The sequence below is a fragment of the Pseudomonas sp. FP1740 genome, assembly GCF_030687165.1.
Classification (GTDB): Bacteria; Pseudomonadota; Gammaproteobacteria; order Pseudomonadales; family Pseudomonadaceae; genus Aquipseudomonas.
In genome coordinates, this window is record NZ_CP117461.1 from 3,027,900 (window position 1) to 3,043,198 (window position 15,299).

Sequence of the window (15,299 nt, forward strand, 5' to 3'; positions counted from 1 at the left end):
TGAGCCAGGGGAATTGTGGTGGTTATGCGGGATCGGTGCCGAGCACCACATTCAGGGCATTACGCGCATCGTCCAGTTGCACCAACGTCGCATGCCGCGCACCCAGCGCATCGCGATTCTCGATGGCCGTGAGAATCGCCTTATGCCGAGGCAGCGCCAGTTCATGCAGGTTCGGCCGTTGGTTGGAGTGCTTCAAGGCTTCGGCAATCGCCACCGACAGCATGTTGCACAGGTTCGCCAGCAAGTCGTTGTGGGTTGCGTCGGCGATGCGGCTGTGGAAATCCAGGTCCGGCTGCAACAAGGCTTCAGGCGTCGGCGCCGACTCCATGCGTTTGTAGGCTTCACCGATGGAGGCGATGTCTGCGTCGGTGGCGAACTGCGCGGCCAGCGCGGCGGCGGCCGGTTCGATGATGCTGCGCACGCTGGTCAGCAGGCTGAAGAACTCATTCTGCGGGCTGCTTTGCATCAGCCAGTGCAACACGTCCGGGTCGAGCATGTGCCATTCCCGGCGCGGCTTGACCACGGTGCCGACCCGCGGACGGGAATACACCAGCCCCTTGGCGACCAGCACTCGGGTCGCTTCGCGCAGGACTGGCCGGCTGACCGCGTATTCCTCGCACAACAGGGCTTCGGCGGGCAGTTTGTCGTCCGGTTTGAAGCGTCCCGAGACAATCTGCATGCCCAGTTCCTGGACGATGCGCGAGTGCATGCTTTTGCGGTCGGAGGGTTTGCGGTAATCCATGGGGAACGGCGCGGTCCTGTGCGATGGGGTGCTGCGCATGATAGCAGGCGCGAGTGGTGGGCGATCCAGCCCTTTGATGATCGTTCCCACGCTCTGCGTGGGAATACAGACCGTGACGCTCCGCGTCACTTTCCGTGCGGGGACGCGGAGCGTCCCTTGAGGTATTCCCACGCGGAGCGTGGGAACGATCGGCGGAAGGGTCAGTGAGAGTGACGCGGCACCTCGGCTCCACGACAACCGACGAGGAAGTCGAAGTCGCAGCCCTGATCTGCCTGCAGCACATGGTCGATGTACAACTGACGATAACCGCCCACCAGCAACTGTTGTGGCGGTTGCAGATCGGCCATGCGCGCGGCCAGTTCGGCATCCGGAATGTCCAGATGCAAACGTCCACTGGCGCAATCGAGCTCGATCCAGTCGCCTTCCTTCACTGCCGCCAAAGGCCCGCCGGCGGCGGCTTCCGGTGCCACATGCAAGACCACGGTACCGTACGCCGTGCCGCTCATACGTGCGTCGGAAATCCGCACCATATCCGTCACACCCTGGGCCAGCAGCTTGGCCGGCAAGCCCATGTTGCCGACTTCGGCCATGCCCGGGTAACCCTTCGGACCGCAGTTTTTCATCACCAGAATGGAGTTGGCATCCACGTCCAATTCTGGATCGTTGATCCGCGCCTTGTACATGTCGAAGTTCTCGAACACCACTGCACGCCCGCGATGTTGCATCAGCTCGGCACTCGCCGCAGAGGGCTTGAGCACCGCACCCAATGGCGCCAGGTTGCCGCGCAACACGCAGATGCCGCCGTCGGCGCGGATCGGGTTGTCGAGGGTGCGGATCACTTCATCCTGGCCATAGATCGGCGCGTCCTTGGTGTTTTCGCCGAGGGTTTTGCCGTTGACGGTGAGGGCGTTCGGGTTCGGAATCAGGTTGGCTTCACCCAGGCGACGCAGCACCGCAGGCAAGCCACCGGCGTAGTAGAACTCTTCCATCAGGAAGCGCCCGGACGGTTGCAGGTCGACAATGGTCGGCATGCCGCGACCGATGCGGGTCCAGTCGTCCAGGTCCAGTTCGACACCGATGCGTCCGGCGATGGCTTTCAGGTGGATCACCGCGTTGGTCGAACCGCCGATGGCAGCGTTCACCCGGATGGCGTTTTCGAAGGCTTCCTTGGTGAGGATTTTCGACAGCTTCAAATCTTCGCGAACCATCTCCACCGCACGCATACCCGACATGTGCGCCAACACATAACGGCGCGCATCGACTGCTGGAATCGCCGCGTTGTGGGGCAGGGAAGTGCCCAGTGCTTCGGCCATGCAAGCCATGGTCGAGGCGGTGCCCATGGTGTTGCAGGTACCGGCGGAACGGGACATGCCACCCTCGGCCGCGAGGAAATCATCAAGTGTGATGGTGCCAGCCTTGACCTGTTCGCTGAGCTGCCACACCACCGTGCCTGAACCAATGTCCTGGCCCTTGTGCTTGCCGTTGAGCATCGGCCCGCCGGTGACGACGATTGCCGGCACGTCGCAACTGGCCGCGCCCATCAGCAACGCCGGAGTGGTCTTGTCGCAACCGGTCAGCAGCACCACGCCATCGATCGGGTTACCGCGAATGGCTTCCTCGACATCCATGCTCGCCAGGTTACGGGTGAGCATGGCGGTGGGGCGCAGGTTCGATTCGCCGTTGGAGAACACCGGGAATTCCACAGGAAAGCCACCGGCTTCGATCACCCCGCGTTTGACGTGCTCCGCGATCTGGCGGAAATGCGCGTTGCACGGAGTCAGTTCCGACCAGGTGTTGCAAATGCCGATGATCGGCTTGCCGTGGAACTGATGGTCGGCGATGCCCTGATTCTTCATCCAGCTGCGGTACATGAAGCCGTTCTTGTCGGCAGTGCCAAACCATTGGGCGGAGCGCAGGGTGGGTTTCTTATCAGTCATGATCGGTTCTCTTATTGTATGACTATATTGTTCGAGCTGTGGCGTAACATAAGCGCAATTTCGGATGTTTGGAAGTGTTGTTGGTTAAATAGTAATACTATATAGTCGTTTTCAACGGAGGGACGGCCCTGATGGTTTTCCGCGAGAGGCGTCCCCCGAGGTTCTATAACAACAACAATCGGAGACCGAACTCATGAGCCAGGAATTGCGGCTTATCCGTCGCATCACGTTGAAACTGATTCCCTTCCTGATCCTGCTGTACCTGATCGCCTATGTGGATCGCTCCGCCGTGGGGTTCGCCAAGCTGCACATGGGCGCCGACGTCGGCATCGGTGATGCGGCTTACGGATTTGGTGCCGGGCTTTTCTTCATTGGCTACTTTCTGCTGGAGATCCCCAGCAACCTGATGCTCGACCGCTTCGGCGCCCGACGCTGGTTCGCGCGGATCATGGTCACCTGGGGCGCTATCACCATCGGCATGGCGTTCGTCCAGGGCCCGAACAGCTTCTATGTGATGCGTTTTCTGCTCGGCGCGGCCGAAGCCGGGTTCTTTCCGGGCGTGCTGTACTACATCACCCAATGGTTCCCGATTCGCCATCGCGGCAAGATCCTCGGGCTGTTCATCCTTTCCCAACCCATCGCCATGATGATCACCGGCCCGGTGTCCGGCGGCTTGCTCGGCATGGACGGCGTCCTTGGCCTGCACGGCTGGCAGTGGCTGTTCATCGTCATCGGTACGCCAGCGATCCTGCTGACCTGGCCGGTGCTGCGCTACTTGCCGGACGGCCCGGACCAAGTGAAATGGCTGGATCAATCCGAGAAAGACTGGCTGACCGGGGAACTGAAAAAAGACCTCGCCGAGTATGGCCAGACCTGCCACGGCAATCCGTTGCATGCACTGAAGGACAAACGGGTGTTGCTGCTGGCGCTGTTCTATCTGCCGGTGACCTTGAGCATCTATGGCCTCGGTTTGTGGCTGCCGACGCTGATCAAGCAGTTCGGTGGCACGGACCTGGTGACCGGGTTCGTGTCATCGGTGCCGTACATCTTCGGAATCATCGGTTTGCTGATCATTCCGCGCAGTTCCGACCGCCTGAATGATCGCTACGGTCATCTGGCGGTGCTGTATGTGTTGGGTGCCATCGGCCTGTTCCTCAGCGCCTGGCTGTCGGTACCGGTGCTGCAACTGGCGGCGCTGTGCCTGGTGGCGTTCGCGCTGTTTTCCTGCACGGCGGTGTTCTGGACTTTGCCGGGGCGCTTCTTCGCCGGCGCCAGTGCGGCGGCAGGAATCGCGTTGATCAATTCGGTGGGCAACCTCGGCGGCTACATCGGCCCGTTCGTGATTGGTGCGCTGAAGGAATACACCGGCAACCTGGCGTCGGGGCTGTATTTCCTGTCCTGCGTGATGGTGTTCGGTCTGGTCCTGACCGGCGTGGTGTATCGCCTGCTGGAACGCAAGCATGTGCTGCCGGCCGACCAGTTCGCGGCAAGTGCCCGCGGTGCTACCCGTACCTGACGCGAGATTGGCCAACAAGTTCTGCATTAACAGGAGAAGGTTCATGCGTTTAGTTCAGTTCGAATTGAGTAATGGCGAACGCCGCGTCGGCGTGGTCGAAGACGGTCTGGTGCGTGAAGTGCAGGATGCGCACACGATGCGGGATCTGGCGCTGGCGGCGATCGAGGCGGGTGCCAGTCTTGAGCGACAGGTTCAAACCCTGGGGCTGGGCATCAGCCACAACTATGCCGAGCTGCTGGCCAAGCTGCGCATCCTGCCGCCGCTGGATCACCCGGACCCGGCGCATATGCTGGTCAGCGGCACCGGCCTGACCCATTTGGGCAGCGCCTCGGCTCGGGACAAAATGCATCAGCAGGCCGGCGATGAAGCGGCGATGACCGACACCATGCGCATCTTCAAGTGGGGTGTGGAGGGCGGTAAACCTGCAGCCGGCCAGGCCGGCGTGCAACCGGAATGGTTCTACAAGGGCGATGGCAGCATCGTCGTGCGACCGGGCAAGCCTTTCCCGCTACCGCCCTTTGCTGAAGATGCCGGGGAAGAGCCCGAACTCAGCGGCCTCTATGTCATCGGCCACGACGGCAAACCGTATCGCCTCGGTTTTGCGGTGGGCAACGAGTTCTCCGATCACGTGATGGAACGCAAGAATTACCTTTACCTGGCCCATTCGAAACTGCGCAGTTGCAGCTATGGCCCGGAGCTTCGGGTCGGCGAATTGCCGCAACACCTGGCAGGCACCAGTCGCATCCTGCGCGACGGCGAAGTGCTGTGGCAGAACGAGTTCCTCAGTGGCGAAGCCAACATGTGTCACAGCCTGGAAAACCTCGAGTATCACCATTTCAAGTACAGCCAGTTCCTGCGCCCCGGCGACGTGCACATCCACTTCTTTGGCACCGCGACCCTGTCCTTCGCCGATGGCATCCGTACCCGGCCGGGCGATGTGTTCGAGATCAGCCAGGCCGAGTTCGGCGCACCCTTGATCAACGGCATCGCTCCGGTTGAAGCAGCGTTCGAACCCGGCACTGTCGGCACACTTTAAGGAGACACCCATGACCCGGATTCTTGGTCACAACTACATTGGCGGCGAGCGCAGCGCTGCCGGCACCGTCAAACTGCAGAGCGTCGATGCCAGCACTGGCGAGGCCTTGCCCCACGATTTCTACCAGGCCACCGCTGCAGAAGTCGACGCCGCCGCGAAGGCTGCCGCCGCCGCTTACCCGGCCTATCGCAGCCTGAGCGCCGAGCGCCGTGCGCAATTTCTGGACACGATTGCCGATGAACTGGATGCCCTGGGCGATGAGTTCGTGGCCGTGGTCTGCCGCGAAACCGCGTTGCCGGCGGCGCGGATTCAAGGTGAGCGTGGGCGCACCAGCGGCCAGATGCGTCTGTTCGCCAAGGTGCTGCGGCGTGGTGATTTCTATGGCGCGCGGATCGATCTGGCGCTGCCGGAACGCCAGCCACTGCCGCGTCCGGACCTGCGTCAGTACCGTATCGGTCTGGGGCCGGTGGCGGTGTTTGGCGCGAGTAACTTTCCGTTGGCGTTCTCCACGGCTGGCGGCGACACCGCTTCGGCCTTGGCCGCCGGCTGCCCGGTGGTGTTCAAGGCCCACAGCGGCCACATGGCAACCGCTGAATGGGTGGCCGACGCGGTGATCCGCGCCGCCGAGAAAACCGCCATGCCGGCCGGTGTGTTCAACATGATCTACGGTGGTGGGGTAGGGGAAGCGCTGGTCAAGCACCCGGCGATTCAGGCGGTCGGTTTTACCGGTTCACTGAAAGGTGGCCGGGCGCTGTGCGACATGGCCGCGGCACGGCCGCAGCCGATTCCGGTGTTCGCCGAGATGTCGAGCATCAACCCGGTGATCGTGTTACCGCAGGCGCTGGATACTCGTGCTGAAAGCATCGCCCGTGACCTCACGGCTTCAGTGGTGCAGGGCTGCGGGCAGTTCTGTACCAATCCGGGGCTGGTGATCGGCATTCGTTCGCCGCAGTTCAGTGCGTTCGTGCAGCAGGTGGCCGGGCTGATCGGCGATCAGCCGGCGCAAACCATGCTCAACGCCGGCACCTTGAGCAGCTATGGCAAAGGCCTGCACAAGCTTCTTTCGCATCCGAAAATCGAGCACTTGGCCGGTAATTCGCAACAAGGCAATCAGGCGCAGCCGCAATTGTTCAAGGCGGATGTGAGTCTGTTGCTCGATGGCGATGAAGTGCTGCAAGAGGAAGTGTTCGGCCCGACCACGGTGTTTGTTGAAGTGGCGGATCAGGCGCAACTCAGTGCTGCGCTGAACGGCCTGCACGGGCAACTGACGGCAACGATTATCGGTGAGCCGGCGGACTTCGAACGCTTCGGCGAGCTGACGCCCTTGTTGGAGCAGAAGGTCGGGCGGATCTTGCTCAACGGTTATCCGACCGGTGTGGAAGTCTGCGATTCGATGGTCCATGGCGGACCGTATCCAGCGACTTCCGATGCGCGCGGCACTTCGGTGGGCACCCTGGCCATCGACCGTTTCCTGCGCCCGGTGTGCTTCCAGAACTACCCCGATAGCCTGCTGCCGGACGCGTTGAAGAATGGCAATCCTTTGCGCATCCAGCGCCTGGTCGATGGCAAACCATCGCGTGATGCTCTCTAGCCGCCCACAACTGATTGGCTCGGTCCGCTGTAACTGATCGTTCCCACGCTCTGCGTGGGAATGCAGCCCGTGACGCTCCGCGTCACATCAACAGCCGAACGCAGAGCGTCCGTTGAGGCATTCCCACGCGGAGCGTGGGAACGATCATTGCGGTGTGATGAGCTATCATTGCCCTTTCCCATTCAAAGATTGACTGCCATGACTGCCGCAAACGACACCTTGCTCAACGCCCTCGAACACTGCGACATGCTGGAGATCGACGGGCTGCACGCCTTCGATTTCTCCCTCGATGAAGACGACAACCTGCACATCGAATGCATGGACGGTCGGGCGCTCAAGCGTTGGGAGTTCAGCATGGCGCAGATCAAGGCGGCGACTTTCGATCCCGATTTGAAGAGCTGGATCATCATCGGTGATTCCGGTGAACACCGGCTGGTGCCTATGGAAGCGTTTGGTGGTCAGGATGACGAGGACGAAACGAATGAGGATGCGTAACTTCTGGCCACTGTTGATTGCCGGCAGCGTCGGCGCGATGGGCGTGCAGGCGGCGTCGGTCGACAACTACGAATTGCTGGTGGGGTCGTACACCGCCGGCCAGAGCCAGGGGATTTATCGCCTGAACTTCGACAGCCGCACCGGGCAGATCGATGCCAAGCCGCTGCAAGTGGTGAAGAGCGCCAACCCGTCCTGGCTGACCGTGTCCAAGGATCAACGTCGCTTGTTCGCGGTCAACGAAAACGGCCCGGGGCAGGCCGATCCGGTAGGGCGCGTCAGCAGTTACGCTATCGATCCGAAAACCCATGAACTGAGCCTGATCAACCAGGTGCAAACCCTGGGCAACGAGCCGACCCATTCGAGCATCAGCGGCGATGCCAGCCATCTGTTTGTCAGCAACTACTCGGTGGCCGAGGACCCGGGCGGCACCCTGGCAGTGTTACCGGTGAGCCCCGATGGCAAGCTGAGACCCGTCGTGCAGATGAGCGGTCATCCGTCCAGCCGGATCGACCCCGAGCGGCAGATGTCGGCGCACGTGCATTCGGCGATCTCTTCGCCGGATGGTCAATACGTGTTTTCCAATGACCTGGGCGCGGACAAGATCTTTATCTATCGCTTCGACCCCAAGGCCAATCCGGAACTGCCGTTGACTGCCGCCAAGCCCGCGTCCGTCCCGTTGCCCCCCGGCAGCGGGCCGCGACATTTGCTGTTCAGCGCTGATGGCAAGCACGCCTGGCTGACCCTGGAAATGAGCGCACAGGTGGCGGTGTTCGACCATCAGGACGGCAAACTCGTGCAAACGCAGTTGGTCGATCTGGCGGCGGGGCTGCCCACATCGGGCAAGGCTGCGGCGGCGCTTCATGCCTCGGCCGATGGCAAGTTCCTTTACGTCAGCAACCGTGGCACCGCCAATCAGTTGCTGGTGTTCGCCATCGACCCGGCAACCGGGCACCTCAAGGAGCTTCAGCGCCGCTCGGTGGACGGTGATCATCCGCGCGAGTTCAGCCTCGATCCGAGTGGCAAATTCGTGCTGATTGCCAACCAGAAGAGCAACCAGATTGTCGTCGTCGAGCGCGACGCCAAGACCGGTCTGCTGGGCAAAACCGTGCAGAAACTGCCGATGGATGCCCCGAGCGATCTCAAGTTCCTGCTGCGTCAATAGGCCGCAGGCCCCGATTGATGGGGCCTGCAACCTTCTATTAATGAGACTGATATCGGCTAATGCTACAAAGCATTTCAAGGCGCCGACCCTCGGGAGTTAAGTTTGCTTCACGGCCCAACCGGGCAAGCAAGCCAACTGAATCGAGGAATACCGTCATGAACTTCAATCTCTTCTCTGTTATCGCCGCTTCCGCTATTTCCGCCAGTGTTGCTCTGCCTGCCAGCGCCAGCGTTGAAATCAGCGACAAAAAATCCCACACCCAAAGCTACACCCAGAAATACCTGCAACAGAGCGCCAACTTCTACGCCGCGCTGGATCACAAAAACCAACACTGAAATGTCAGCCCTGCACCCTTTATGCAGGAGCGAAGTCACTTGCCGATCGGCCCCCACAGGCGTCGAAAAGCCTCGAAGTGATGTCGCTCCTGCATAACGCATTTACGATAGCATCATATTGCCATCAATGTATTGCTTGATATCACATGGCCATGTGTTTAAATTTGACGCTGATTTTTTGACTCCTTCTCTAATAAGGATCGACAGCATGGCGATGCGTCTGGCAGTGGTTCTCCTGTTTCTCTATTCCACCCCGATTCTGTCGGCTGCCCAGCCCGTTCCCAACGAGCCGGACGCGGCCCGTGAGCGCTTGATGAGTTTTATCGAGGATTGAAACACGCTGGGTTAAAGATCAATAAAACTGATAGCTACTATGCATAAAGGTCGCTAGTTATCTTCTGTTTTTTGATCGATTCTGTGGGCACTGAAACATGCCCACGGAGAACACCATGGCCAGCACCATACTCACTTCTGCCAAACACGGCGCCTACTTGGCCATTGGTCTTTACGTGGCCATGGTGTTGGTCGTCAGCCTTTCGGCTCAATCGCAACACAGCCTTCAAGCTCCGATTCAGGTCGCTTATCCCGGCATCCAGTTCGAACACCGCGCTCAACACGCGGTGGTTGATGACGTCGACTTGGCGGGAGTGGCAGGGGCATGAAAGGACGCAGACTCTGGGTCATCGCCTTTCTGGCGTTCATGACCAATGGCGCTTCGTTGTTGGGGATCGGGCAGGGCTCGGCGGGCTCGCTGGCACGGGCCATCGAATGCAACCATAACATCGCCCACAACATCCAGACCGCCAAAGCGCTGGAGTTGCTGGTGGGTAATCCGCCGAGCAAATCCAATGGCGAATTTTTCGGGCCATTCCAGGTGGATTGCTCGGCGTTGGGGATGTGTGAAGTGTTGGCTTGACTCCCTTACCTGCACACAACCACACCTGTAGCAGCAGCCTCGCACGCTCGGCAGCTGCTACAAAGGCTACTTCTGCATCACACCGGTGAACAGATCCGATTCCAGAAAGCGCTGCAACCAGCCCTGCAATCGCACATAAGGTATCTGCCCGAACCACTCGCGATCCACATGGGCGAATTGCCGCACGAACGGCATCAAGGCGACATCGGCCAGGCTCGGGTGCTCGCCCAGCAAGTAGTCGCGCCCCTCCAGCAACTGATCCAGCTTGCGCAAGAACACCTCGCCCTCGGCGCGATAAAACGTCATTGGCTGCTCGGGATAACGCTCGGCGTATTTGTAGCGATTGAGGTGCACCTTGAACACCGAATCGTTTTCTTCGATCAGCCCGGCGATGTATCGCTGCCCGACAGGGTCATCCTTGAGCAGCCAGTCCTGCGGATCGTTCTGCGCCAGCGCCCAGCGCATGATCTCCAGGCTTTCATCGATCACCCGGCCGTCCACGCTCAGCACCGGCACCGTGCCTTTGCTTGACAGCGCGAGCATTTCGGCCGGTTTGGCCTTGAGGCTGACCTCGACGATATTCACCGCAACCCCCGAATAACGCAGGGCCATGCGTGCGCGCATGGCGTAGGGGCAGCGGCGGAACGAATACAGCGTGATCATTTCACCTCCAGGGTACTCAGGCCGTTGCCCTGGCGGTGGACCTGGATCTGCACCGGAATCCGTTCATGCATTTCCTGTACGTGGGAAATCACCGCGACCTTGCGTCCCTGCGCCTGCAGGCCGTCGAGGGCGTCCATGGCCAGTTGCAGGGATTCGGGGTCGAGGCTGCCGAAGCCTTCGTCGATGAACAGCGATTCGATTTTCAGCGTGCTCGATGCCATCGATGCCAAACCGAGCGCCAGCGCCAGCGACACCAGGAACGTCTCGCCACCGGACAGCGAATGCACCGAGCGCAGTTCATCGCCCATCTCGGTGTCCATCACCAATAACCCGAGCATGCTGCCGCCCCGTTTCAGGCGATAGCGCCGCACCAGTTGCCGCAACTGGACGTTGGCGTGATGCACCAGCAGGTCGAGGTTGTAGGCCTGGGCGATTTTGCGGAAGGTGTCGCCGGTGGCCGAACCGATCAGCGCATTCAAGCGCGCCCAGCGCTGGTACTCGGCGTAGGCGTCGGCGATCTGCTGCGCCAGCGCCTGATTGGCGTTTTGTCGACGCTGATCTTCGGTTTGTTCAGCACGCAATTCGGCGCAGCGATGCTCGCTGGCGGCGAACAGGTTTTGCAGCTCGGCCAGTGCCGTGGCCAGTTGTTCGGCGTCCAGGTTGCCGTTGTGCTGCGCCTGATGATCGCGCAAGCGCTGATCCCGCTCCTGCAACAGCACCTTGGCTTGCGCGATGTCTTGTTCGCTTTGCTGCAATCGTTGACGCAGCTCGCTGAGCTGTTGGTCGTTGACACCGAGCAGCGCTTCCAGCCCACCGTCGTCCAGTTCTGGATGCTGCGCGCGCCAGTCGGTGATCTTGCTGTTGAGCTCGCGGTCTTCGCTTTCCAGGGCTTGTGCACGTTCCTGTTGCGCCTTGAGTTCGGCGGCCAGTTGCACCAGGCCCGTGCGCACGCTTTGCAGTTCCTGATTGGCCGTCGCTTCGGCATTGCGCGCCTGTTCGACGGCCTGATCCAGTTGCTGTTGCCATTGTTCGGCGCTGGCGTGTTCGCCCAGCAGTTGCGTCAGTTTTTCCTGGCAAGCCTGTTGTTGCCCGGCCAACGCGCTGAACTGCTGCTGCGCGGCGTCCAGTTGCTGGGTGCGGGTCTGCTGGCGGTCCTGTTCTTTGTCCAGCGTCTGCTGGCGTTGTTGCTGTTCGCCGAGTTCATCGCGCTGCTGTTCGAGTTGTTGCAGGCGCTGGGCGATCTGCTGGTCGAGCTGCATGAAAGTCGCGGCGGGTTCGTTGCGCAGCGCTTCCAGCGTCTCGGCTGGCAGCAGGCTGCTGAACGCGCTCAGTTCTTCGTCCAGGCGTTGGCGATCGCTGCTCAACTCCCGTTGCTGGTTGAGCAGGTGTTGTGTCGCCTGTTGGTTCGCCGCTTCGGCGCTGCGCAGTTGTTGCGCCAGTCGCGCGGCATCCTGTTGCAGGGTGAGCAGGGCGGTTTGCCGCTGTTCGTCCTGGGTGATGCTCTGGTTCAGCTGGCTGCTTTGTTGGGTCAGCCAGGCATCGCGTTTGTTCGCGTCCTGGGCCAACAGTTGGGCGGATAATGGGTGCGCTTCCAGGCTCGGTGTCAGGCTCTGTTGTTGAGTGGCGAGTTGTTCTTGCTGCTGCAGCAATTCCTTTTGTTGAGCAATCAAGCCGCCAACTTCGGCGCGCAGCTCGGTGAGTTTTTCCTTGAGCAGGTCGACGGCTTTCTGGGCGTTGGCCTGTTCGCTCTCATCGTGGCGGCCGAGGCTTTGCAACAAGGCTTCGGGCTGATGATAAGGATGGTCCGGGCTGCCGCAGACCGGGCACGGCTGATCGTCCAGCAGTTGCGAACGCAGCTCTTCGACGCTGGCACTGCGCGCCAGGCGCTGACGTTCCAGCAGCTCGCGGGTGACGGTCAGGGTCTGTTCGGCGACCGTCAATTCGGTCTTGGTCTTCACCCCGTCCTGGGTCAGACGATCACGCGCTTGTTGAGCGGCGACTTGGCGCTGCTGAAGTTCGGTGCCGCGCTTGTCCAGTTCTTGTTGGCTGGCCCACAGCCGCGTCAGTTCTTCAACGGCCCGCAGTTGCTTGCGGTTGTCCTGTAGCAGGCTGCCGAGGATCTGAATCTGCTCGGCCACGGCTTCGGGTTCGGCGCCAGCCTCTTTGTACAGCAGCTCCAGGCTCTGGCGTTGAGCGGCCAGATCCTCGGCGGCGCGGGTGGCGCTTTGCTCCAGGGCAGCCAGTTCGGACTGGCCCTTGTTCAGGCGATTGCCGATCAGCATCAGTTGCTGCAGACGATCGCGGTAGGCGTTCCAGGCATCGCTCAGCGGCGCCAGATGAGTGCTTTTCTCAAGCTCACCGGCAATTTGCTGCAACCGTTCTGCGACTTGTTTCTGCTGGTCAAGCAAGCCCTGAATCGTGCTTTGGCCCTGCGTGCAGGCCAGTTCCGCCTGCTGCTTGAGGTCGGCACTGAGGCTGGCGTCCTTGACCAGGCGGGCGAGGGTGCTTTGCTCTTCGAAAGCCTGACGCAGCAGTGGCGCGCTGTTGCTGTGTTGGCTTTGTGCGGCGGCCAGTGCCGACTGCGCCGCGCTCAGGCTGTGTTCGAGCTGAGCCTGACGCGCGTTCAGATCGGTTTGCCGTTGAGCATGCTGCTGAATCTGCGCCGCCAGCGGTGTGAGCTGGGTGGTCAATTCGGTCTTGCGCGCGAACTGGTGCCGTTGCGGGGCCAATTGCTCCAGACGGGTCAGCTTCAAGCGCTCGCCGGCCAGGTTGTCCCAGTGTTGTTGGGCGGACTGCAGTTGCTCGGAGGCGCTCTGTTGCGCGTCCTGCAACTGACGCAAATCCTTGAGCCAGGTGTGTTGCAGCTCCAATTGCTTGAGCTGCGCCTGCTGGGTCTTGAGTTGCTGCTGCGCGTCATTGAAGCGCTCATCAAGCTCGGCCCGGGCTTCAGGCGACAGTGGCGTGACCCCGGTGGCCTGGTCCTGCAACAGCTTGTGGGCTTCGCGTGCTTCTTTGGTCTTGTCGAAGGCGCGGCGACCGAGGCGGGTGTAGAGCGCGGTGTCGGTGAGCTTTTCCAGCAGTTCGCTGCGGTCGTTGTCGTCCGCCTTGAGGAACGCGCTGAACTCGCTTTGGGCCAACAACACGGCGCGGGTGAACTGTTCGAAGTTCAGGCCCAGCGCGGTTTCGAGCTGAGTCTTGTACTCGCCTTTCTGGCTGGCCAGCAGTTGATCCTGATCGATGTCGCGCAGGCTCTGGCGACTGGCTTGCAGCTTGCCGCCGGCCTTCTCCCGAGCGCGATTGGCCTCCCAGCGCGCGCGATAGCGACGACCGTCGATGCCGACGAAATCCACTTCGGCATAACCTTCTCCGGTGCCACGACGCAGCAGGGTGCGTGGGTCGCCGGTGCCGATTTCGCCATCGGCGTCCGGAACTTTGGCATCGCGGCCGGTGTTGTTCAGCCGCGGCACGGCGCCAAACAGCGCCAGGCACAGCGCGTCGAGCAGCGTACTTTTGCCGGCGCCGGTCGGCCCGGTAATCGCGAACAGGCCGGCGCTGGCCAAGGGCTCGGCGGTGAAGTCGATCTCAAACGGCCCGGCCAGGGAGGCGAGGTTTTTCAGGCGGATCGCGAGGATTTTCATGGCTGTTCGCTCTCCATCTGCACGTCTTGCAGCAGCTCGGCGAAGTCCTTGAGCGTTTGCTCATCGACCTCGCTGCCGTAGTTGTCCTGCCAGGCGCGGCTGAACAGTTCCTGCGGCGTCAGTTGGTCCAGTTCGATCAACGTGGCGCCGTCCTCGACGCCGTCGCGGCTGCCGTTGCCGTTGCCGGCGTATTCGGCGGCAATCCGCACCAGCCGTACCGCTTTGCCTTGCAGGGCCGTTTCCACTTGATGGCGCAGGTCCGGTTGCGGTTCGTCGAGACGCACCCGCACTTCTAGCCACGGCTGGCGCTGGATGTCGGCGAGCAGGTCGATGTTGGGCAGGTCGGCCAGTTGCAGCAGGATCTCCGCCAGCGGCGCGGGGCCGAGGCGTTGCAGGTTCACTGGTCGGGGAATGAGCTTCGGTTCGACGCTGAGCAGGGTTTCGCCATCCAGTTTGATGTCGAGAATCTGATGTTGATAACCGATCTCGGAGAATGACAGCGGGATCGGCGAGCCGCTGTAGCGGATGCGTTCTTCGCCGTTGACCTTCTGCGGCTTGTGCAAATGCCCGAGGGCGACATAGCTGATGCTCGGTCCGAACAGGCTGGCGGGCAGGGCTTCGGCGTTGCCGATGATCAGGCTGCGCTCGGAGTCCTCGGACACCGAACCGCCGGCCATGTGCGCATGGCTGATGGCGATCAGCGCCTGACCCGGCTTGCGCTTGGCGTTCGCCGCTTCAATCAGCCATTCGTGAACCTGGCCGATGCCGCGCAAATAGTTGTCACCCAGCTGCGCGCCAGTCACTTCGGCGGGGCGCAGGAACGGCAGCGCCAGGCACCAGGCAGCGATTGCGCCGCTGGCATCCGGCAACGGCAGCAACAGGCGTTCGGCATCCAGTTGGCCATCATCCAGCCACAGCACGCGCCCGAGAGCGTGAGTGCGCAAGCGGCGCATCAACGGCGCGGGCAGTTCGATACGCGAGCCGGAGTCGTGGTTGCCGGCGATCATCACGATGGTCAGCAAGGGCTGCTGTTCGTGGGCGCTGACGATGAAGTCGTAGAGGCGTTCCTGGGCTTTGACCGGTGGGTTGACCGTGTCGAAGATATCGCCGGCAATCAGCAGCACATCGGGCTGGTCCAGCTTCAGCTGACGCAGCAGCCAGTCGAGAAAACAGGCGTGCTCGAAATCGCGTTCCTGGCCGTGCAGGTTCTGCCCAAGGTGCCAGTCGGAGGTGTGGAACAGACGCAAGGCGTACTCCGCAACAAAATA

The 15,299-nt window shown here is 61.4% G+C and carries 14 protein-coding genes; 9 read left to right on the forward strand and 5 right to left on the reverse strand.

Annotated elements, in window-relative coordinates:
* Positions 1–22 precede the first annotated feature (22 nt).
* Positions 23–742 carry a FadR/GntR family transcriptional regulator gene (locus PSH69_RS13795; protein ID WP_305412829.1) on the reverse strand — a complete coding sequence of 240 codons (720 nt, stop codon included), beginning with the start codon at positions 740–742 and terminating at the stop codon, positions 23–25.
* 200 nt (positions 743–942) lie between these two features.
* Positions 943–2,679, reverse strand: a complete 1,737-nt coding sequence (locus PSH69_RS13800; protein WP_018926177.1) for an IlvD/Edd family dehydratase — start codon at positions 2,677–2,679, stop codon at positions 943–945.
* A gap of 193 nt (positions 2,680–2,872) precedes the next feature.
* Between PSH69_RS13800 and PSH69_RS13805 the strand changes: the two genes are divergently transcribed.
* The 9 genes from PSH69_RS13805 to PSH69_RS13845 all read left to right on the forward strand — a co-directional run bounded on the left by PSH69_RS13805 (position 2,873) and on the right by PSH69_RS13845 (position 9,730).
* Positions 2,873–4,195 (forward strand): MFS transporter, encoded by a 1,323-nt coding sequence (locus PSH69_RS13805; RefSeq protein ID WP_019650045.1) that lies wholly within the window; start codon positions 2,873–2,875, stop codon positions 4,193–4,195.
* Positions 4,196–4,238: 43 nt separating this feature from the next.
* Positions 4,239–5,231, forward strand: coding sequence for an AraD1 family protein (gene araD1, locus PSH69_RS13810; protein WP_305412534.1), 993 nt, complete (start codon positions 4,239–4,241; stop codon positions 5,229–5,231).
* 10 nt (positions 5,232–5,241) lie between these two features.
* Positions 5,242–6,822: an aldehyde dehydrogenase (NADP(+)) gene (locus tag PSH69_RS13815; protein ID WP_305412535.1), complete on the forward strand. Its 1,581-nt coding sequence runs from the start codon at positions 5,242–5,244 to the stop codon at positions 6,820–6,822.
* A 198-nt stretch (positions 6,823–7,020) separates the two neighbouring features.
* Positions 7,021–7,317: a DUF5629 family protein gene (locus PSH69_RS13820; RefSeq protein ID WP_305412536.1), complete on the forward strand. Its 297-nt coding sequence runs from the start codon at positions 7,021–7,023 to the stop codon at positions 7,315–7,317.
* Positions 7,310–8,479: a lactonase family protein gene (locus tag PSH69_RS13825; RefSeq protein ID WP_305412830.1), complete on the forward strand. Its 1,170-nt coding sequence runs from the start codon at positions 7,310–7,312 to the stop codon at positions 8,477–8,479. Before PSH69_RS13820 ends, PSH69_RS13825 begins: the two co-directional genes overlap by 8 nt.
* Before the next feature lie 155 nt (positions 8,480–8,634).
* Entirely contained in the window at positions 8,635–8,814 is a 180-nt protein-coding gene (locus PSH69_RS13830) for a hypothetical protein (RefSeq protein ID WP_305412538.1), read from the forward strand.
* A 208-nt stretch (positions 8,815–9,022) separates the two neighbouring features.
* Complete coding sequence (locus tag PSH69_RS13835; RefSeq protein WP_007901166.1) at positions 9,023–9,148, forward strand: hypothetical protein; 126 nt, start codon at positions 9,023–9,025, stop codon at positions 9,146–9,148.
* Between the two features lie 115 nt (positions 9,149–9,263).
* Positions 9,264–9,476, forward strand: coding sequence for a hypothetical protein (locus PSH69_RS13840; protein ID WP_018926170.1), 213 nt, complete (start codon positions 9,264–9,266; stop codon positions 9,474–9,476).
* Positions 9,473–9,730 carry a hypothetical protein gene (locus tag PSH69_RS13845; RefSeq protein ID WP_305412540.1) on the forward strand — a complete coding sequence of 86 codons (258 nt, stop codon included), beginning with the start codon at positions 9,473–9,475 and terminating at the stop codon, positions 9,728–9,730. Before PSH69_RS13840 ends, PSH69_RS13845 begins: the two co-directional genes overlap by 4 nt.
* Positions 9,731–9,796: 66 nt before the next feature.
* On the opposite strand, the gene PSH69_RS13850 is transcribed toward PSH69_RS13845, so the two are convergent.
* Genes PSH69_RS13850 through PSH69_RS13860 form a run of 3 tightly spaced genes read right to left on the reverse strand, consistent with a single transcriptional unit; the run spans position 9,797 to position 15,278 of the window.
* A complete protein-coding gene (locus PSH69_RS13850) occupies positions 9,797–10,393 on the reverse strand; it encodes a glutathione S-transferase (protein WP_305412541.1) in 597 nt (198 codons plus the stop codon).
* On the reverse strand, positions 10,390–14,031 hold the full coding sequence (locus PSH69_RS13855; protein WP_305412542.1) for an AAA family ATPase: 3,642 nt from the start codon (positions 14,029–14,031) through the stop codon (positions 10,390–10,392). The genes PSH69_RS13850 and PSH69_RS13855 overlap by 4 nt, the downstream gene beginning before the upstream one ends.
* On the reverse strand, positions 14,028–15,278 hold the full coding sequence (locus tag PSH69_RS13860) for an exonuclease SbcCD subunit D C-terminal domain-containing protein (protein ID WP_305412543.1): 1,251 nt from the start codon (positions 15,276–15,278) through the stop codon (positions 14,028–14,030). Before PSH69_RS13860 ends, PSH69_RS13855 begins: the two co-directional genes overlap by 4 nt.
* Between the last annotated feature and the right edge of the window lie 21 nt (positions 15,279–15,299).

Coding starts and splice junctions, on each gene's coding strand:
- PSH69_RS13800 (WP_018926177.1), bottom strand. CDS start 2,679: ATGACTGATAAGAAACCCACCCTGCGCTCCGCCCAATGGTTTGGCACT.
- PSH69_RS13835 (WP_007901166.1), top strand. CDS start 9,023: ATGGCGATGCGTCTGGCAGTGGTTCTCCTGTTTCTCTATTCCACCCCG.
- PSH69_RS13840 (WP_018926170.1), top strand. CDS start 9,264: ATGGCCAGCACCATACTCACTTCTGCCAAACACGGCGCCTACTTGGCC.
- PSH69_RS13805 (WP_019650045.1), top strand. CDS start 2,873: ATGAGCCAGGAATTGCGGCTTATCCGTCGCATCACGTTGAAACTGATT.
- PSH69_RS13850 (WP_305412541.1), bottom strand. CDS start 10,393: ATGATCACGCTGTATTCGTTCCGCCGCTGCCCCTACGCCATGCGCGCA.
- PSH69_RS13845 (WP_305412540.1), top strand. CDS start 9,473: ATGAAAGGACGCAGACTCTGGGTCATCGCCTTTCTGGCGTTCATGACC.
- PSH69_RS13795 (WP_305412829.1), bottom strand. CDS start 742: ATGGATTACCGCAAACCCTCCGACCGCAAAAGCATGCACTCGCGCATC.
- PSH69_RS13820 (WP_305412536.1), top strand. CDS start 7,021: ATGACTGCCGCAAACGACACCTTGCTCAACGCCCTCGAACACTGCGAC.
- PSH69_RS13855 (WP_305412542.1), bottom strand. CDS start 14,031: ATGAAAATCCTCGCGATCCGCCTGAAAAACCTCGCCTCCCTGGCCGGG.
- araD1 (WP_305412534.1), top strand. CDS start 4,239: ATGCGTTTAGTTCAGTTCGAATTGAGTAATGGCGAACGCCGCGTCGGC.
- PSH69_RS13815 (WP_305412535.1), top strand. CDS start 5,242: ATGACCCGGATTCTTGGTCACAACTACATTGGCGGCGAGCGCAGCGCT.
- PSH69_RS13830 (WP_305412538.1), top strand. CDS start 8,635: ATGAACTTCAATCTCTTCTCTGTTATCGCCGCTTCCGCTATTTCCGCC.
- PSH69_RS13825 (WP_305412830.1), top strand. CDS start 7,310: ATGCGTAACTTCTGGCCACTGTTGATTGCCGGCAGCGTCGGCGCGATG.